At 64.1% G+C, this 18,813-nt stretch carries 17 protein-coding genes; 9 read left to right on the top strand and 8 right to left on the bottom strand.

The features are described from left to right. Positions 1-6: 6 nt before the first annotated feature. Positions 7-984 carry an alpha/beta hydrolase gene (locus tag ACNEOT_RS04160; RefSeq protein WP_415973644.1) on the bottom strand — a complete coding sequence of 326 codons (978 nt, stop codon included), beginning with the start codon at positions 982-984 and terminating at the stop codon, positions 7-9. 244 nt (positions 985-1,228) lie between these two features. On the opposite strand from ACNEOT_RS04160, the gene ACNEOT_RS04155 reads away from it, so the two are divergent. From ACNEOT_RS04155 to glgX, 3 genes are all read left to right on the top strand, one after another. Further along, positions 1,229-1,681, top strand: a complete 453-nt coding sequence (locus ACNEOT_RS04155) for a MarR family winged helix-turn-helix transcriptional regulator (protein ID WP_415972368.1) — start codon at positions 1,229-1,231, stop codon at positions 1,679-1,681. After that, positions 1,678-2,064, top strand: a complete 387-nt coding sequence (locus tag ACNEOT_RS04150; RefSeq protein WP_415972367.1) for a DUF5313 family protein — start codon at positions 1,678-1,680, stop codon at positions 2,062-2,064. The genes ACNEOT_RS04155 and ACNEOT_RS04150 overlap by 4 nt, the downstream gene beginning before the upstream one ends. Before the next feature lie 65 nt (positions 2,065-2,129). Continuing rightward, positions 2,130-4,172, top strand: a complete 2,043-nt coding sequence (gene glgX, locus ACNEOT_RS04145) for a glycogen debranching protein GlgX (protein WP_415972366.1) — start codon at positions 2,130-2,132, stop codon at positions 4,170-4,172. Here glgX and ACNEOT_RS04140 read toward each other — a convergent pair. Beyond that, positions 4,109-5,569, bottom strand: a complete 1,461-nt coding sequence (locus ACNEOT_RS04140; RefSeq protein ID WP_415972364.1) for an FAD-dependent oxidoreductase — start codon at positions 5,567-5,569, stop codon at positions 4,109-4,111. The genes glgX and ACNEOT_RS04140 overlap by 64 nt on opposite strands. A 104-nt stretch (positions 5,570-5,673) precedes the next feature. Here ACNEOT_RS04140 and ACNEOT_RS04135 point away from each other — a divergent pair, with 104 nt between their 5' ends. After that, positions 5,674-6,231 (top strand): TetR family transcriptional regulator, encoded by a 558-nt coding sequence (locus ACNEOT_RS04135; protein ID WP_415972362.1) that lies wholly within the window; start codon positions 5,674-5,676, stop codon positions 6,229-6,231. A gap of 17 nt (positions 6,232-6,248) precedes the next feature. On the opposite strand, the gene ACNEOT_RS04130 is transcribed toward ACNEOT_RS04135, so the two are convergent. The 4 genes from ACNEOT_RS04130 to ACNEOT_RS04115 all read right to left on the bottom strand — a co-directional run bounded on the left by ACNEOT_RS04130 (position 6,249) and on the right by ACNEOT_RS04115 (position 11,950). After that, positions 6,249-7,763, bottom strand: coding sequence for an alkaline phosphatase D family protein (locus ACNEOT_RS04130; RefSeq protein WP_415972360.1), 1,515 nt, complete (start codon positions 7,761-7,763; stop codon positions 6,249-6,251). Between the two features lie 115 nt (positions 7,764-7,878). Next, a complete protein-coding gene (locus tag ACNEOT_RS04125) occupies positions 7,879-9,585 on the bottom strand; it encodes a glycerol-3-phosphate dehydrogenase/oxidase (RefSeq protein ID WP_415972358.1) in 1,707 nt (568 codons plus the stop codon). Beyond that, a complete protein-coding gene (glpK, locus tag ACNEOT_RS04120) occupies positions 9,582-11,099 on the bottom strand; it encodes a glycerol kinase GlpK (protein WP_415972356.1) in 1,518 nt (505 codons plus the stop codon). Before glpK ends, ACNEOT_RS04125 begins: the two co-directional genes overlap by 4 nt. Beyond that, positions 11,096-11,950, bottom strand: a complete 855-nt coding sequence (locus tag ACNEOT_RS04115; protein ID WP_415972354.1) for an MIP/aquaporin family protein — start codon at positions 11,948-11,950, stop codon at positions 11,096-11,098. Before ACNEOT_RS04115 ends, glpK begins: the two co-directional genes overlap by 4 nt. A gap of 122 nt (positions 11,951-12,072) precedes the next feature. Between ACNEOT_RS04115 and ACNEOT_RS04110 the strand changes: the two genes are divergently transcribed. The 5 genes from ACNEOT_RS04110 (at position 12,073) to ACNEOT_RS04090 (ending at position 16,852) form a co-directional block, all read left to right on the top strand. Next, entirely contained in the window at positions 12,073-13,053 is a 981-nt protein-coding gene (locus ACNEOT_RS04110) for a sugar-binding transcriptional regulator (RefSeq protein WP_415972352.1), read from the top strand. Positions 13,054-13,182: 129 nt separating this feature from the next. After that, positions 13,183-14,445 carry a DUF6745 domain-containing protein gene (locus ACNEOT_RS04105; protein ID WP_415972350.1) on the top strand — a complete coding sequence of 421 codons (1,263 nt, stop codon included), beginning with the start codon at positions 13,183-13,185 and terminating at the stop codon, positions 14,443-14,445. 62 nt (positions 14,446-14,507) lie between these two features. After that, positions 14,508-14,960 (top strand): hypothetical protein, encoded by a 453-nt coding sequence (locus tag ACNEOT_RS04100; protein ID WP_415972348.1) that lies wholly within the window; start codon positions 14,508-14,510, stop codon positions 14,958-14,960. Between the two features lie 132 nt (positions 14,961-15,092). Further along, positions 15,093-16,439 (top strand): MCE family protein, encoded by a 1,347-nt coding sequence (locus ACNEOT_RS04095; protein WP_415972347.1) that lies wholly within the window; start codon positions 15,093-15,095, stop codon positions 16,437-16,439. Between the two features lie 53 nt (positions 16,440-16,492). Further along, positions 16,493-16,852, top strand: coding sequence for an STAS domain-containing protein (locus ACNEOT_RS04090; RefSeq protein WP_415972345.1), 360 nt, complete (start codon positions 16,493-16,495; stop codon positions 16,850-16,852). Here ACNEOT_RS04090 and ACNEOT_RS04085 read toward each other — a convergent pair. Both ACNEOT_RS04085 and ACNEOT_RS04080 read right to left on the bottom strand, forming a co-directional pair. Further along, a complete protein-coding gene (locus ACNEOT_RS04085; RefSeq protein ID WP_415973643.1) occupies positions 16,829-17,974 on the bottom strand; it encodes a SpoIIE family protein phosphatase in 1,146 nt (381 codons plus the stop codon). The two genes, ACNEOT_RS04090 and ACNEOT_RS04085, sit on opposite strands and share 24 nt — an antisense overlap. Beyond that, complete coding sequence (locus tag ACNEOT_RS04080; protein ID WP_415972343.1) at positions 17,974-18,774, bottom strand: alpha/beta fold hydrolase; 801 nt, start codon at positions 18,772-18,774, stop codon at positions 17,974-17,976. Before ACNEOT_RS04080 ends, ACNEOT_RS04085 begins: the two co-directional genes overlap by 1 nt. Between the last annotated feature and the right edge of the window lie 39 nt (positions 18,775-18,813).

Raw genomic sequence — 18,813 nt, 5'->3', positions numbered from 1 at the left:
GGCCGCTCAGATTCCGAGCGACCCGGCCAGTGTCGGCCAACTCTTGGGTAGCTGTTCCACCCAGTACGGCCACGAGTGGGTTCCGGTGTCCTCGAAGTCGAAGGTGGCGGGAATGTTCAGCTGCCCGAGTCGGTCGGCAAGCCGGTGGGTGCAGTAGTTCGCACCGACCTCGATGATGCCGCCGATGACCACTCGGTCCAATGCCGCTACGCTGTCGAAGCTTTCGTGGCGTCCAGGAGCTCCCGTTCCCACCGACACGTACACGTCGGTGCCGCGCAAGCTCTCGGCATTGACCACCGAATCGTGTTGCACCCAGGCAGGATCGAGAGGCCCGCCCCACATGTTGTCGGCGTTGCCGCCGAAGGCTGCGACGATCGCGCGGATACTCGCTTGTCCCATGGGCTCCGAGGACGCGAAGCAACCGCTGTACGACGCCACCCCGGAGTAGACATCGGGGTTTCGTGCGGCCAACATCATGGCCGACTGTGCACCCATGGACAGACCCGCGATCGCGTTGCGTCCGTTGCCGTCCACGGCCGCGTCGATCAGCGGGGGAAGTTCCTGGGTCAGGAACGTCTCCCATCGGTAGCGGCCGAGTTTCGGGTCGTCCCGTTGCCAGTCGGTGTAGAAGCTGCCCGGTCCGGCCAGCGGTAGAACGACGTTGACGTTCTTGTCCGCGAAGAACTCGGCGGCTTTGCCCTTGCGGAGCCACATGCTGTTGTTCGGATCCTCTTCGCCGATTCCGCTGAGCATGTACAGCGTCGGCCGTGATCCGGTTTTCACCGCCGGGGTGAGGACTTGAACCTCGACTACAGCCCCCATGGCGGGCGATTCCACGCTGAGGGTTCGCAGGGTCTCGGAGGTGATCGACGTGTCGACGATCCTTGCGACCGGCGCGACAGGGTCCGCGGTGGCCACACCGACCGAGGACAGGGACAGCACTGCGGCGATGACGAACGGAGTCAAGATGCGTCGACGACGCATGGCGATCCTCTCGGAATTTTTCACAGGAAACAGCGAATCGACATGGAGCATTGCACAACAACCGACCGGATGGAACGGGGAAGACGAAGACGTCCGGTTCGGACCGACCGGGACTCTGGCGATCTGCAGCTGCACGAGCATCTGCCCTGATTTGCAACGCTTTTCGGGGACGACGTTGTCGGAATCCTTGGTCCATTCGCCCACTAATAGTTAGTGCACTAACGAATCTGATACGTTGGGCCGTGTGACGACCACCGAAGATCCACTCGCGCTCGATCGCCAGGTCTGCTTCGCCCTCGCGGTCACCAACCGCGCGGTGCTCTCGGTGTATCGGCCACTACTCGAGCCGATGGGCCTGACCCATCCGCAGTATCTGGTGATGCTGGCGCTGTGGGGCGACTCGCCGATGTCGGTCAAGGCCATCGGATCTGCACTGCAACTCGACTCGCCAACACTGTCGCCTCTGCTCAAGCGTCTGGAGTCGATGGGTTTGCTCACCCGCAATCGAAGCGCCGAGGACGAGCGCGTTCTACTCGTCTCACTCACCCCGGCTGGAGCCGCGCTACGCACGAGAGCCGAGAAGATTCCGCCCGCCGTCGTGGCGAAGCTCGGCGCGTCACTCGCCGAACTCGAAGAACTGCGGCGCGTCCTCACCCGCATCAACGACGCGGCCATCGCAGCAGGAGCACTGTCGTGAACACTCGCCCGACCCGCACCCGTCCGTCCCTCGGTCAATGGCTGGGCTACGCCGTTCTCGGCCGCAAACTCCCCGACGAGATGCAGGAGTGGGTTCGACGCGACCTGGTCGGGCCGAGAGCGACTCCGCGTCACATCCTTCGGTCGATGATTCCGTTCCTGCCGATATTCATCGGATTCTTCGTCCTCTTCCCGGGAGCAATCTGGCTGCGAGCCTCGATGGTGCTGCTCAGCCTGCTGCTCGCACTTTTCTACACCGCCGCGTACATGGACCAGAATCGCGCCCGACGCCTCGAGATCCACGGCCTTCCAGCCGACCTGAAGAGCGAGAAGAAGACGGCCGAACTCGAACGAGAACGCGAGAACTATCGCCGCAATCACTGAGCTGCACGGCGAACGCCCGGTGCGCAGGCGTTTCGCAGTTCGGACACAGGGGTATCGCGCCCTGCATGCCCTCCTCATCCAGTCTCCCGTACCCCTTGGGCGTCTCGCGTCTGTCGAACGACGGTGCCAACCTTGCCGTCTACTCCGAAACAGCGGATTCGGTGTCCGTGGTCGTGATGAACGACGACGGAACAGAGCGCAGTACAACACCGTTGACGCAGATGACCGGACACGTTTTTCATGATCTGGTTCCCGATGTCACGCCCGGTGCCCGCTACGGTCTGCGCGTCGACGGACCGTGGGATCCCGCGTCGGGACTGAGGCACAACTCGGCCAAATTGCTTCTCGACCCGTACGCCACTGCTGTCAGCGGCCAGGTCGACTGGAACGAGTCGGTCTTCTCGCACCTGCACGACGAGCCGGAGACCCGCAACGACGAGGATTCGGGTCCGCACATGCCGTACTCCGTTGCCGTGCAATCGAATTTCGACTGGTCCGGCGACGAGTCACCGCGCACACCCCTGGACAAGACGGTCGTCTACGAGGTGCACGTGAAGGGATTCACCGCTACCAATCCTGATGTGCCCGAGGATATTCGCGGAACCTACGCCGGCCTGGCGCATCCGGCCGCGATTGCGCACCTCAAACGGATCGGCGTCACCGCAGTGGAGTTGCTGCCGATCCACCAGTTCGTCCAGGATTCGCATCTGCTCGAAGAGGGCCGGCGAAACTACTGGGGCTACAACTCGATCGGCTTCTTCGCCCCGCACAACGAATACAGCAGCAGCGGCGACACCGGCGGCCAGGTCGACGAATTCAAAGCACTGGTGAAGGCCATGCACGACAACGGCATCGAGGTCATTCTCGACGTCGTCTACAACCACACCGCCGAAGGCAATCACCTCGGCCCCACACTCTCGCTCAAGGGAATCGACAACGGCTCGCACTACCGACTCGTCGACGACGACCGGAGTGCGTACTACGACACCACCGGTACCGGTAACAGTCTCAACGTCGGCCACCCCGCTGCGCTGGCACTCATCCTGGATTCCTTGCGGTACTGGGTCACCGAGATGCACGTCGACGGATTCCGCTTCGACCTCGCCAGCACGCTGACCCGGCAGGACTCGGACCTGAACGTGCACAGCGCATTTCTGAGCATCGTGCACCAGGATCCGACGCTCGCTCCGGTCAAGCTCATCGCCGAACCGTGGGACACCCAGGGCTATCAGGTGGGTGGATTTCCGGCCCGCTGGTCGGAGTGGAACGGTAAGTTCCGCGACGACGTGCGTGACTTCTGGCGCGGTGAGAGCGGAGCGCTGCCGGCCCTGGCCCAGCGCGTCACCGGCAGCCCCGACGTCTACGAGAGCACCCGCCGACCCACACTGGCGAGCGTCAACTTCATCACCGCACACGACGGTTTCACGTTGGCCGACTTGAATTCCTACGACGACAAGCACAACGAGGAGAACGGCGAGGACAGCCAGGACGGCGAGTCCGACAACCGCTCCTGGGGTTGCGGTGCCGAGGGACCGACCGACGACGAGGGCGTCAATGCACTTCGGGCCCGGCAGCAACGCAACCACCTCGCGACACTGCTCCTGTCAGCCGGTGTTCCGATGATCCTCGGCGGCGACGAGATGGGCCGGACGCAGAACGGCAACAACAACGCCTACTGCCAGGACAACGAGGTCTCCTGGTTCGACTGGAGCACAGCCGATCAGGACCTCGTCGACTTCACCACCCACCTCATCGCGCTGCGCAACGAGCACCCGGCGCTGCGCCCCACCTGGTTCCGGCACGACAGCGATTCCGAGGAAGAAGGAGCCGGTCCGGACACCGTCGACTTCTACCGCGCCGACGGTGAGAAGTTGAGCGACGAGGACTGGTCCGACGGCAACGCCCACAGCATCCTGGTGCTGATGCGTGGCGGCGAGGGCGACGCATCGTTCGCGTGGATGGTCAACGCCTCACCCGGAACCGTCGACTTCACATTGCCGAAGGGAACGTGGACGCAGTCGATCTCGAGTGACCCGGATCAGGCCTACGAGGCCGGCGGCCCATCCATCCTGATCCGCGAGCATTCGTTCACGTTGTTGCAGGGCTGACCGGTCCATCGTTCGAGGACCCGCTTCCAGTCTCCGGATTCGGAGCGTCCGGCCCAGGCGATGTAACCGTCGGGCCGGACGAGGGCAGCCGGTCCCTCGTCCGACCGGTGCACGACATCTGTTCTTGTGCAGTCTCTTTCGCTGATCAAGACGAAATCACCGTTGCGCAGCGCCTCGGTGACGGTGCCGCCGGTCAGCGGGATGCCCGCAGCGCGAGTTCCCACCAGAGGGTGTTCGCCCTTTCTGTGCGCGTACGAGATTCCGACGCCCGAGAACATGCCGGCGATCTTGTCCACTGCGCGTGGCTGACGGAGAATCCGGGCCGAGACAGCGTTGCGTAATTTCTGCGCGATCACCGAGCGCAACAACAGCATTCGGATCGTCGCCCCGCTACTGCGAAGCACGAGCTTTCCGACCGGATGTCGTTCGTCGTGATAGGTGTCGAGGATCTTCTCGTCGGCACCGCCGAGAACGGCGGCCAGCTTCCAGCCGAGATTCATCGCGTCCTGGATTCCGGTGTTCATCCCCTGACCTCCTGCAGGCGAATGCACGTGCGCAGCATCGCCGGCCAGGAACACTCGGCCCACTCGATAACGCGCAACCTGTCGCTCGTCGCAGGAAAAACGCGAGCTCCACCGCACCTCGCTCCATCCGTAATCGCTTCCCACCGCCCGGCGGAGCACCTCACGCAGTCGGGACTCTTCGATCGGCGCATCCTCGTCCGACTCGTCGTTGCGGTCCCACGCGATCACGCGGAACCATCCGTCGCCGAAGGGTGCCACGAATGCGAAGCAGTCCTCGCCCGCATCGACGTTGATCAGCCCGTTGGGTGGATCCGTCAGCCGCACGTCGGCGAGCATGATCGACCGCAGCAATTCCTTGCCGGGAAAGTCGAGTCCGATTGCGCCGCGGACGATGCTGCGGACCCCGTCCGTGCCCACTGCGTACGACGCGGTCCATTCCTGCTCGTTGCCGTCCGCGTCACGACCGCGTACGAGGACGCCGCTGCCGTCCTGTTCGAGACCCGTGACCGTCACTCCGCGCAAAATCTGCGCCCCGGACTTCCGAGCGTGCGCTTCGAGCGTCGCGTCCACGTTGCTCTGTGGCGTGACCAGCACAAACGGGAACGTCGAAGGCAGCATGCCGAGGTCGAGCGTCAGACCGTTCCACAGCTTCAATCCCGAAGCGTGAATTCCGGTCGCAAGCAGATCTTCTGCCAGCCCACGACTGTCGAGGACTTCGAGTGTGCGGGCGTGCACGCCGAACGCCCGCGACAACGGCGACGCTGCAACGTGCTTCTCCAGCACGGTCACCGATCGGCCTGCACGTGCGAGTTCCCCGGCCAGCATGCATCCGGCCGGGCCTGCGCCGACGACAACGACATCCGAATGGGTCATGGCACTCTCCCGAGGTGGTCTGCTCACAAGGTCAACGGTTGTTGACTTGCGACGATAGACCTCCCGAACGCCGCGGTCAACGGTTGTTGACTTAGGCTGCGCACATGGCCGAGAAGCAACCACGATCCGCAACCGCCACCCGCGCCCGCATCCTCGACGCCGCGCGGGCGCAATTCGCAGCCGACGGCTACGACCGCACCACCATGCGTTCCGTCGCGGGTACAGCGGGAGTCGACGCGGCGATGGTCGTTCGCTACTTCGGAACCAAGGAAGCACTGTTCGCCGAAGCCGCGACCTTCGTCCTCCATATTCCGGACCTGACGGGCGTCGCGCCCGAGGATCTAGCGAACACACTGATGCCCAAGTTCTTCGAGATCTGGGAGCAGGACGGAACATTTCTCGCTCTGCTCCGCGCCGCAGCCACCAACGCCGCGGCCGCAGCGACGATGCAACAGGTATTCGCCACGCAGGTAGCGCCTGCCCTGTCCGCGGTCGCGGTGGACCGGCACGCCGAGCGCGCTGCGCTCGTCGGATCACAGGTACTCGGCCTGGTGTTCGCTCGCTATGTTCTCGAGATCCAGCCCCTGGTGGACATGAGCCACGAGCAGCTGGTCCGGTGGGTGGGGCCGACCCTGCGGCGCTACCTCACCGAACCCCTCTGATCGACGGGCCGGGCCACTCAGGCGGCGGGCAGCACCTTCGTGAACAGCACAGCCCCGGTCCCGTCGCACAGGTTGACGGTGAGTTCGCGCGAATCCCCGTCGATGAGAACCTCACCGAAATGCTGAAACGCGTCGAGCGGCGACGCGTTCGGCTCCGGTGGCGCATGCACGAACACCGCCTCCGGGCCGAAAGTACCGTCCAGGTCGTTGGGACCGAATGCTCCGGCGTTGAGCGGCCCGCTGACGAATTCCCAGAACTCGCGAAATTCCTGGTATGCGGCGCGTTCCGGCGAATAGTGATGCGCTGCTGTGTAATGCACGTCGGCGGTGAGCCAGACGGTGCCGCTGACATCGTTCCGGTCGATGGCGGTGAGCACCTGCGCGATGTCGGTCTCACGGCCCAGCGGCGCACCGGGGTCGCCGTTGCCGACACCTTCCTGCGCGGTCTTTCCATCAGGCACGACGAGTCCCAGGGGCAGATCGTTCGCGATGATCTTCCACGTCGCGGTCGAGCGGGACAGTTCGTCGATCAACCACTGACGCTGCGCCGAGCCGAGGATCTCCCCTGCCGCCGCGGTGTTCGCACCGTTCGCGTCCTTGTATGTGCGCATGTCGAGGACGAAGACGTCCAGCAACGGCCCGTACGCGATCTTGCGGTACACCCGGCCGTCGACGGCTTCGGTGGGCGCGATGGGCAACCATTCGTGAAACGCCTGCAACGCTCGCTGCGACAACAGGTTCACGTCCTTCACCGTGTACTGCTCGAGGTCGAGGATCTCACCGGGGTACCAGTTGTTGACCGTCTCGTGATCGTCCCACTGGACCATTTGGGCGACAGACGAATTGAAGCGGCGGTAGTTGTCGTCGGTGAGATTGTAGGCATACTGGCCGCGGTACTCGTCGAGCGTCTCGGCGACCTTGGACTTGGCCTCGCTCATCGTGTTTCGCCAGATTCGGCCGTCGGGCAGCGTCACGCTCTCCTCGAGCGGGCCGTCCGCATAGATGACATCGCCGCTGTGCAGGAAGAGATCGGGCTGCCGGTCGGCCATCGCCGAGAAAATGGTCATTCCGCCGATGTCGGGATTGATGCCGTAGCCCTGGCCAGCGGTGTCACCACCCCACAACAACCGGATATCGGACGGGCTCACCGGAGCTGTGGAGAACACTCCGGTGACGGGTTCCGATGTCGCGCCGTCCTCACCCTCGAGCGTGACGCGGTAGTGAACCTGCTGTCCCGCAGGCAATCCGATGAGGCGCAGCACTCCTGTGCCGTCGGACTGCGGAGTCAACAGTGGCCCGCGCATCGTGGTCACCGAGGAGAACGAGTCCGTGGCGGACGTATCGACGATCATCGTCGCCGGAGAATCGGAACGTGCCCACACCAGCGCACCGTCAGCGCGCACATCGCCGCTGGCGACTCCGTGTGTCAGCATCGGCCGGGTGCGAACCAGCGCCGGGCTGCACGCCAGCAACGGCGTGGCAGCGGCACCGAGAGCGGCATACCTGAGAAGGGATCGACGGGTGAGCTGCATGCCGTCCACCGTCGCGCATCGATATGAACGGCTCGTAGCGCTCAGGGAGACAGAGAGGTCCGGTGGGTAGGGCCGACCCTGAGCCACTACCTCACCGAACCTCTGTGACGACGGCTCAGCTCACCCCGAGGCGAACGTCCGGCGCTCCGAGGCGCGCCGCATCGGCAGTGTCGTCGTCGGGCTGCTCCTGCGAGTCTCGTTCTGCCAGAACGCGAAGCCGATAGTGCTCGACTTCCTCGGCCACGTGCTGCGCGTCCCAACCGAGAATCGGTGCGACGAGTTGCGCCACCTCCGCGGCAGCTGCTTCACCGCGATCGGGTACCTCGATGGAAATGCGCAGACGACGGGTCAGGATGTCGTCCAGATGCTGCGCGCCCTCGTTACTGGCGGCGTAGACAGCCTCGGCCCGCAGATACTCCGGCGCGCTGTCGAGTGGCTTCCCCAGTTCGGGATCGGCGTCGATCATGTCCAGCAGCTCACCCATCAGAGTGCCGTACCGACCGAGCAGATGCTCGACGCGTGAGACGCGCATACCGGTGCGTTCGGCCGTCAGTCCACGGGAATTGAACGCGCCCAGATAGCCGTCGGCACCGACGAGCGGAATGTTCTCGGTGACACACTTCGGAACAGTGCGTTCGAGCCCGTGCACCGCGGAATCGACTGCGTCCTTTGCCATCACGCGGTAGGTGGTGTACTTGCCACCGGCGATCACCGTCAGTCCCCGCACCGGACTGGACACCGCGTGTTCACGAGAGAGCGTGCTCGTGGAATCGGATTCGCCGTACAGCAACGGTCGAAGTCCCGCGTACACCCCGACGACGTCGGTTCGGTCCAAAGGGTCTGCCAGCAGCTTGTTCACATGGCCCAGGATGTAGTCGATGTCGCTCTGGCTCGCGGCCGGATGGGCCAGATCGAGCTTCCAGTCGGTATCGGTGGTGCCGATGATCCAGTGGCTACCCCACGGAATGACGAACAGCAGACTCTTCTCGGTTCGGGTGATGATGCCGGTGGCACTGTTGATGCGGTTGCGCGGCACCACCAGGTGTACGCCCTTGGATGCGCGGACCTGGAACTGACCACGTCCACCCACCATCTGCTGCACCTCGTCGGTCCACACACCCGCGGCATTGATGACCTGCTTGGCCCGCACCTCGAAAGATCGGCCCGTCTCGAGGTCGCTCGCCACGACGCCGACCACCTTGTCGTCCTCCCGGAGGAAGCCCGTGACGCGAGTGCTGTTGGCGCACAACGCACCGTAGGCAGCCGCGGTACGGGCGAGCATCATCGTGTGTCGTGCGTCGTCGACCTGGCCCTCGTAGAACTTCACCGCGCCGCGAATGGCCGAACGCTTGCCGGACGGGAACGATTCGAGCGTCTTCTTCTTGCCGAGGTGCTTGTGGTGACTCGGCACGCCCCGTCCGGCACCCATGACGTCGTACACGCCGATACCGAGCCCGACGTACGGGCGATCGATGACCTTCTCCAGCGGGTAGATGAACGGCACCGGACGAGCGAGGTGCGGACACAACGTGTTCAGTACCAGTGAGCGCTCCTTGAGCGCCTCGAACACCAGCGAGAAATTGAACTGCTCGAGGTAGCGGAGGCCGCCGTGGAACAGTTTGCTCGAGCGGCTGGACGTGCCGGCTGCGTAGTCACGCGCTTCGAGCAGACCGACTTTCAGCCCGCGCGTCACGGCGTCGAGTGCGGTGCCCGCTCCGACGACGCCACCGCCGATCACCAGGATGTCGAGCTCTTCGGCTTCCATCCGCGACAGCGCATCGGCGCGCGCCTGTGGACTCAAAGCCGTTGTGGTGGAACTCATTCTTCATCAACCCAATCGAGAGTACGTGTTACTGCTTTCTTCCAGCCCGCGTAGAGCTTCGCCCGCTGGTCTTCGTCCATGGACGGGGTCCACGTCTTGTCCTCGGCCCAGTTCTGCCGGATGTCGTCCTCGCTCTCCCAGTACCCGACGGCGAGGCCGGCAGCGTATGCCGCTCCCAGAGCAGTGGTTTCGGCTACGACGGGGCGCACCACCTCCACGTTGAGGATGTCCGACTGGAACTGCATCAGGAGTTCGTTGACCACCATGCCGCCGTCGACCTTGAGCACCTCGAGATCGACACCGGAGTCTGCATTCATGGCCTCGATGACCTCGCGCGTCTGGTACGCGGTGGCTTCCAGTACGGCACGTGCGAGGTGCCCCTTGTTGACGAATCGCGTCAGTCCCACGATCGCGCCGCGGGCGTCCGCTCGCCAGTGCGGGGCGAAGAGACCGGAGAACGCGGGGACGAAGTAGGCACCGCCGTTGTCGTCCACCGACCGTGCGTCGGTCTCGATGTCCGCGGCCGTGGAGATCATGCCGAGGTTGTCGCGCAGCCACTGCACGAGCGAGCCCGTCACCGCGATGGAACCTTCGAGTGCGTACACCGTGGGCTGGTCACCGATCTTGTAGCAGACCGTGGTGAGCAGACCGTTCTTGCTCATGACCTTTTCGGTGCCGGTGTTGAGCAGCACGAAATTGCCTGTGCCGTAGGTGTTCTTGGCCTCACCGGGAGACAGGCAGGCCTGCCCGAAGGTGGCTGCCTGCTGATCGCCCAGGATGCCGGCGATCGGCACTCCACTGAACGGTCCGCGCTCACGCCCGGTGCCGTACACCTCGGAGCTGGAACGGATCTCGGGCATCATCGACATCGGAATGTCCATGTCCGCACAGATGCTCTCGTCCCACTGCAGAGTGTCGAGATCCATCAGCAGGGTGCGTGAGGCGTTGGTCGGATCGGTGAAGTGCAACCCGCCGTCGGTACCGCCGGTCATGTTCCACAGCACCCAGGTGTCCATGTTGCCGAAACACAATTCTCCCGCTTCGGCTTTCGCCCGTGCGCCGTCGACGTTGTCGAGGATCCACTTGATCTTCGGGCCGGAGAAGTAGGTGGCCAAGGGCAGTCCGGTCTTGGCGGTGTACTTGTTGGCGTCGCCCCCACCGAGGGCGGTGGCGATGCGATCGGTACGGGTGTCCTGCCAGACGATGGCGTTGTAGATCGGCTTGCCCGTCGCACGATCCCACACCAGCGCTGTCTCACGCTGGTTGGTGATACCGACTGCGGCGATGTCCTCGCGCGTCAGATCCGCTGCGGCCATGGCACCGGCCGCCACGGCGCGCACGTTGTCCCAGATCTCCGACGCGTCGTGCTCGACCCACCCGGCCTGCGGAAAGATCTGCTTGTGTTCCTTCTGGTCGACCGCGACGACGGTGCCCGCGTGATCGAAGATCATGCACCGCGTCGACGTGGTTCCCTGATCGATCGCGGCGATGTACTTCTGTGCGCTGTCGGTCATGGCTTCTCTCCTGTTGTCCGGTTATCTGCTGGGAGTCGAGATGCTGTCTCAGGCGTCGAACCTTCTTGTTTGCGTAGGTTCTTTCCGATGAGCAGGTCGTACAGGAACACTCCTATCGGTCCGCCTACGAGAGGTCCGACGATCGGGACCCAGAAGTACAGGCCGCCGTATTGATCTCGCCACGCTCCACCGTATCCGGTGATGTACGACGCCAGGCGAGGTCCGAAATCTCGAGCCGGATTGATCGCGTATCCGGCGTTGGTCGCCCACGCGAAGCCGATCGCAACGACGATGAGGCCGACGATCAGCGGAGCCATGTTGGCCATAGGCGCGGTGCCCATCGAATCGGTTACTGCCACAATGAGAAACAGCAGGATCGCGGTGCCGATGATCTGATCGATGAGCGCCGAGCTCACGCTGACGGGCAACGTTCCGTTTCCGGGGAGCGTGGAGAAGATCGTCTGAGTGGCGGTGGTGTGCCCCGGGTCCACTGCGTTGATCATGTCGTTGTAGTTCCAGCGCACCAGCAGTGCGGCCACGAAGGCACCTGCGGTCTGCGCGAGGATGTACGGCGCAACCATCTTCCAGTCGAATCCGCGGAAGAGTGCGAACGTGATCGTCACGGCGGGATTGAGGTGCGCACCGGTGATGCGGCCCGCGACGTAGATGCCGAACATCACGCCGAGCCCCCATGCCCAGGCGATCGAGTCGTGGTCTCCGAGACTTCCCGATTCACCGCCCGAGACCACCTGGGCGACGACTCCGACGCCGAACAGAATGAGAATCATGGTTCCGGCGAACTCGGCAGCCATGTGTGCCGGCAGTCCCCATTCCGGTTCCTTACGTGCCATTGTGTAGCCTCCGCAAAGTTGGTGATGCACGCCACAGTGCGTGCCGTTTGCCACGGTAGACGGCCTGCACTGCGTTGCACAGCTGGTGCACATATGTGCAAATCGGTCGTACACTGGCAGCGGTGACGGACCCACACATTGCGCCCGAATCGGATCTGCGAACCGGCCATGCCACCCAGGCGGCGCGCCTGTACTACTTCCAGGACATGACGATGGCGGCGATCGGCCGTGAGCTGGGCGTTTCCCGTTCGACGGTCTCGAGACTCATCACGTTCGCGCGGGCGTCGGGACTGGTGGAAATCAAGATCTCGACGCCACTGGGTCAGGCACCGCGAATCGAGCGAGCTTTTGCCGATCTGTACGACATTCGTGCACATGTCGTCCCCGTCGCGGAGACCGTCGACGAACTGCAGCGCCTCGACCGTGTCGCCACCTTCGCGGGCCGCTTGCTGACGTCGTTCTTCGAATCCGACATGGTGATGGGCGTCGCCTGGGGAACCACCGTCAGCGCCGTCAGTCGCAAGCTGGCTCCCAAGCGAACCCACAACTCGACCGTCGTGCAGCTCAACGGCGCAGCGAACACCCGCACCACGGGAGTCTCCTACGCCACCGACATCGTCCGAACATTTGCCGATGCGTACGGCGCTGTGGCACAGGGTTTTCCGGTACCCGCGTTCTTCGACTACCCCGAAACTCGCCGACACCTGTGGCGCGAACGCAGCATCAAACGAGTCCTCGAACTGCAGGATCGGATGAACCTCGCTGTGTTCAGCATCGGCGTCATGAGCGGCGCCGTGCCGAGTCACGTCTACAGCGCCGGCTACCTCGAACGCGAGGACCGAGCCGAACTCCAACGCGACGGCGTCGTCGGGGACATCGCCACGGTATTCCTGCGTTCCGACGGCAGCCATGACCGAATTGCGTTGAACGACAGATCGAGTGGACCGAGCCTGGACCGACTCAAAGTGGTGCCGCGTCGGGTCTGCATAGTCGCCGGAGCGTCCAAACTCGACGCACTCACCGCCGCGATGCGCGGCGGACTGATCACCGACCTCGTCATCGACGACATCAGCGCCGCGCAGTTGATTCTTCGCTCACGCTGACCCCTGTGAGCGGTACTTCGTAGCGGGGGTCGAACTTTCGTGCACCTGGGTGACCCTCTTGCGCTCGAGCGAATCTCGTGTCACTCTTTTGATCATGACAACCGGAAAGGCGGACACCGCCTCCCTCTCGTGAGCGCCGTGCCGTTGCCGTCGACATTTCCCCGTCGCGGCACATTCAGTGACAATCCCGATATTTACGCCGAGAACATTCGTGCGGTCTGTGCCCAACGCGACCGATGGCTCGGCTACGGCCTGAAGGCCGGTCCGGCCGACAGATCGGTCGCGGAAGGTGCTGTGGCACAACTGTATCGACTATCCGGATTCGACGAACCCGACTTCCACTGGGTGCCGTCACCCCGAGCTGCAGCCACATTCATCGCGAGCCGGCACTTGGCGAGGACAACAACGCTGCCCACCGCAAGCATCGAGGTGGATGCCAGTATCGCAACCCTGTTGTCCGATTCTCGGCACCGCATGGACCGCATCATCGAGCGCCGCCATATCGAATGGCCGAGGGAACACCGATGGTCCGAGGCCAACGGCCGGAACGACGTCCGAGCACGCAGCATCGTCGCACGCGGTACACCGACCGAGGCGGCCCTCGCCGGTATCAGCCCGGACCCCATCGTCGACCGAACCGTCCGTAAGTCGTTGCACACCAGCCTGTTCGACGGAGTCGCCGTCGCCATCCGCACGACCACTCCCCGCCCCTTCGGCTCCATCACCTGGTACGGCCAGCAGGAAGCTCATCGCGTCGCGTACTACGACATCTTTCGGCACTTCGGCCTGCTCTCGTTCGGACGCGAGGACTGCGAACTGCTCGATATTCAATCCGCCCTCGTCGAGTCGACGGGATGGTGGTGGGCGTTCGAGAACATCGCAGTGATGTGCGAACGGCCTACTGCCGTACACGTGGAACCGTTGCCCGATTCGCTGCACGGTGAAGTGCGGCTGCACAATTCGATCGAGCCGGCGCTGAAGTTCGGCGACGGTAGCGCGGTCCACGTTCTGAGCGGCACCGTCGTTCCGAGCTGGGTGATTCACGATCCGACCGTCGAACGCATCACCGTCGAACGCAACGTCGAGGTCCGGCGCAGCGCCATCGAACGAATCGGCTGGGATTCCTATCTGGACCAGGCCGGTTTACGACTGGTCGACACCGACGACGATCCGGGAAACCCCGGCTGCACACTGCAACTGTTCGCCACACCCGCCGGCTGGGGAGGCGAAGGCCGAATACTGCTTGCCGTCAACGGCTCTCGTGAACGAGACGGCGAGCGTCGGCGTTATGGGCTTCGCGTCCCCGGCGCATTCGCGTCCGCAGTCGACGCGGCGGGCTGGACCTACGGTTTGGCCGGAGCCGACTATGCCCAGCTTCTCCGCAGAACCTGACAACACATCCCCGACTACACACCCCCGACTACACACCCCCGACTACACACAAGGTGACCCACATGAACTCGAACATCACGCTGTCCTCACTGACCGACCTCACCGGTCTCGACGTTCTCGACTACCTCGACAAGGAGATATCCGTGCCCGTCATCGACGGGTTGCAAGCTCAGGGCGACTTGATCGTCGTCCCGTACGCACTGCTCGACGGCATCGTCGTCCCCACCGAACGGACTCGCAGTGAGAAGGTGCCGCTGTCCGGAGTCGAACTACTGCGCAGTGCAGCGGGTGGCAACCCCCACAGCCTGGTCTCCGACGGCGGGATGTGCTCGTGGGCGAGTCCCGTCCACGACGTCCGGGGTCTCGCCCTCGGTATTCTGACCAACTCTCGGACGGCGTACCTCATCCACCCCGAACACGGAGCCACCGGAATTGCCGCTGGACGATGGGTCATCGGTCGCCAGCGCGAAGGTGCGGGCGGCTGGTTCCATTCCCCTGCGCTCGTCGCCGACTGAGACTGTCGTGGCCTACATCACATTCGAGCCGAGGTGCTAGGTCCATCTCACAAACCGATCTTCGGTAGTAAGTGTGACGTTGTGTACCACTAAGGTTCGCGACATGGCTGCTGTTGTCGTTTCGGTTCTTCCATGACCGGCTCCCCCTCACCGGTGCAGAACCGACTCCTCGGGATCGCTCTCGTCGTACTCATCGTCGTGTTCGTCGGGTGGAGCGTCACCTCGTACAACAAGACGTTCAAGGACGTCGTGACGGTATCGCTCGAAACCGACAGCGTCGGCAACGCACTTCCCCGCAATGCGGACGTCAAGGTTCGCGGCATGATCGTCGGCGAAGTCCGATCGGCGACGACGTCCGGTGGCGTCGTCACCTCGGAGTTGGCAATCGAACCGGACATGGCCGAGATGATCCCGTCGAACGCGACCGCGCGGCTGCTGCCGAAGACGCTGTTCGGCGAACGCTACGTCGCGTTGGTGTTGCCCGACGGCAGGCCCGCCTCGCCGATCACCGAGGGCACCGTGCTGAAGCAGGACCGCAGCGGCAACGCCATCGAGGTCGGGCAAGTCCTCGACGGCCTGTTGCCGCTGCTCCAGGCGGTACCGCCGCAGGATCTGTCGAACACTCTCGGTGCTTTGGCGCAGGGCCTGAGCGGTCGCGGGGAGGAACTCGGCCTCACGATCGACCGGCTAGAGAACATCTTCGCCGGGCTCAACACCGAGCTGCCCGCGATCCAGGAGGACCTGCGCGGTCTCGCCGACTTCTCGCAGACCTACTCCGATGCGGCACCCGAATTGATCAACGCACTGGACAACCTGCGGACCACCGGCAATACCGTCGTCGAGAAGCGTCCGGCACTCGAGGCGCTGTACTCCTCGGTGACATCGGCCTCGGGTACGACCGCTGATTTCCTCGATGCCAACTCGGCCGACCTCATCGGACTGGCCGCCAACTCCCGCGAGGCGCTCGAGGTCCTCGCCGAGTTCTCCCCGGCCATCGGCTGCACGGTCGCCCAATTCGCCGAGGGTGCCAGGCGCGGCAGGATCGTCACGGGCATCGGCGACGAGTACCCCGGCATCAACGTCTCGATGCCGTTCGTCAACCCGAAGGGTCGGTACCTGCCGAATCAGGACGAGCCACGACTGTTCGAGCAGGAACGCCCACCCACCTGCTACTCCCCCCTCGACCGCTCGGCGGGCGAGTATTTCCCCCAGTATCCGGGCGGCTCACCCAACGACGGCTCGTACCAGGTGCCGTCGAGAAACCCCGGCGAACAGGACATTCCGTCACTTCCGGTTCCGCAGCTCTCCCCTGTGCCCGCCTCGTACGCCGGCTCGATCACCGAGCAGCAGACCTTGGCCGTCGTCTACGGCGGGGCAACGGGAATCGAGCCCGCAGACGTGCCCTCCTGGACGACGACGATCGGTGCTCCCGCGCTCAGAGGAACGCAGGTCACGTTCGAAGTAGGACCTACTGATTGAATGGTCCGCATGCCCCGTCGACGAGCCCGGCGGGTAACGATTCAGGAGTGAACATGCCAGCCGATACGAACGCCACCGGATTCTCGATCCAGTCCTCCAACGACGGTCGCGCAGCTGTCATCGCGGTCGCCGGCGAACTCGACGTCACCACGGCTCCCGCCCTGTCGACCGCCATCGACGCTCAGGTTGCCACCACACCCGCTGCCCTGATCGTCGATTTGAGCAAGGTCTCGTTTCTGGCGTCGGCAGCGATGACGGTGCTGGCAACCGCGCAGAAGGATCACGGGCACAGCCTGGCGTTCTCGGTGGTCGCCGACGGACCGACCACCAGCCGTCCGATCAAGCTGATGGGACTCGACCAGGAATTCGCGCTGCACGACGACCTGGCGTCAGCTCTCGCCGCTCTCGACTGACGACACTCCCAGCGCCATCACTGCTGCGTCGTCGGCCAAACCGGCACCGAAGCTGCTCAGCAGCACCCGTAGACCATCGACGATGACGGCAGGTGATGCCGGTGCATGGGCCGTCGCGAACTCCAGCAGAGCGCCGTCGTCGTCGTAGCGACCTGCGCCGACTCTCGCCTCGGTGAGGCCGTCGGTGTAGAGCATCAGGGTGTCGCCGGGCCCCAACGTCACCGTGGCCGGAACGAAGCGGGCGTTGCGCAGAATCCCGACGAGTTGACCACCGGTCATATGCACGTAATGCGCGCTGCCGTCGGCCCGCATCACCAGTGGGGGTGGATGACCTCCGCTGGCCATCGAGACCTCGAAACCTCGGTCCGAGCGGCTGAGTACTCCGAACACCGCGGTGCAGAATTGCGCTTCGTTGTCGCGGAACTCCTGTCGCAGAACCGAATCCAGATTGTGCAGAACCGCGACAGGGTCGTGGTCGTACACCGCGGCAGCGCGCAGGGTGTACCGCGTCAGAGACGTCACAGCCGCGGCCGACGCACCCTTGCCGCACACGTCGCCGAGGAAGAACCCCCATCGGTCGTCCGAGAGCGGGAACAGGTCGTAGAAATCGCCGCCCACCTCGTCGCTCGATGCCGCGTGATAGTGAGCGGCCGCGGTCATCCCCGACGGCGGTAACAGAGTCGGCGGCAGCAGCGACCGCTGCAGCGTCTTCGCCAGCAGCTCCGCCCGCGTTCGTGACTCGAGCAGCTCGCGTTCGTAGGTGCGACGATCCCTGGCGTCGAGCGCGGTGATGCGAATCAACACCGGCGTGCCCGTCTCGTCGGTCTTGACGTTCGCGGTCACGAACACCGGCAACCGTCGGCGATCGGCCGTCACGAAGTCGAGGGCGATGCCGTCGAGCTGGCCGTACATACGCAGAATCGGACCGAAGTGAGTTTCGTAGTGGATCCGTCCACCCACGGTGAGCAGTTGAGTGAAGTCGGTGCCGATCAGTGAGTCGACCTCGTAGCCCAGCCAGTTCGCCAGCGTCGCGTTCAGCCGCGCAATGTTCATGTCGGGATAGACCGACAGGTAGCCACACGGTGCGTTCTCGTAGAGATCCTCGGCATCGAGATCGTGAATCACGACGATCTCACGAAGTCCGCAATCGCCTCGGCGGTCTGTTCGGGCGCGGTGACGTGCGGGCAATGGCCACTGACGTCCAGGGTCGTCAGCACACTGCCGGAGATGTGATCATGGACGAACCTGCCGACCTGCGGCGGTGCAATCGAATCGCGCCGGCAATCGATGATCGAGGTGGGGAGAGCCACTGCCGCGAGATCCGCGCGGTTGTCGGACAGGAACGTAGTGCGAGCGAAGACCCGTGCGCACGCCGGATCGGTTCGGCAGTAACTCGCGGTCCACATGTTCTCCAGCTCCGGCCGATCCGGTGCGTTCACGATCACCGGCGCCATTGCGGCGGACCACCCCAGATAGTTGCTGTCCAACGATTCGAGCAGCTCGTCGATGTCCTCGCGGCTGAACCCGCCGCTGTAGTCGCCGTCGTCGATGTATCGAGGTGACGGCGTCAGCAGTACGAGCTTGGAAAATCGCTCGGGAGCTGCCTGCACCGCGAGAACACCCATCATCGACGCCACCGAGTGACCGACGAACGTGACGTCGTGAAGATCCAGTTCGACGACGATATCGACGATGTCACGGGCGTAGGCGTCCAACGGCGCGTACTTCTCGGCGTCCCATGCAGACGGGTCCGATGCACCTGACCCGACGTGGTCGAAGAGCACAACCGAGAAATTCGGAGCCAGGATGTCGGTCACCGAACGCCACAGCGTCTGGTCGCATCCGAACCCGTGCGCCAACATCACGACCGGGCCGTCGGCAGCTCCGACGACCCTCACGTTGTTTCTGGTGCGCGCGCTCACCCGCACAGTCTGTCACCTGACTCGGACACCGGGGAGTGA

This window comes from Rhodococcus sp. 077-4 (assembly GCF_047782425.1).
GTDB lineage: Bacteria > Actinomycetota > Actinomycetes > Mycobacteriales > Mycobacteriaceae > Rhodococcoides.
The sequence above is the reverse complement of the archived record's forward strand: the minus strand, read 5'-3'. Positions and strand labels throughout refer to the sequence as shown.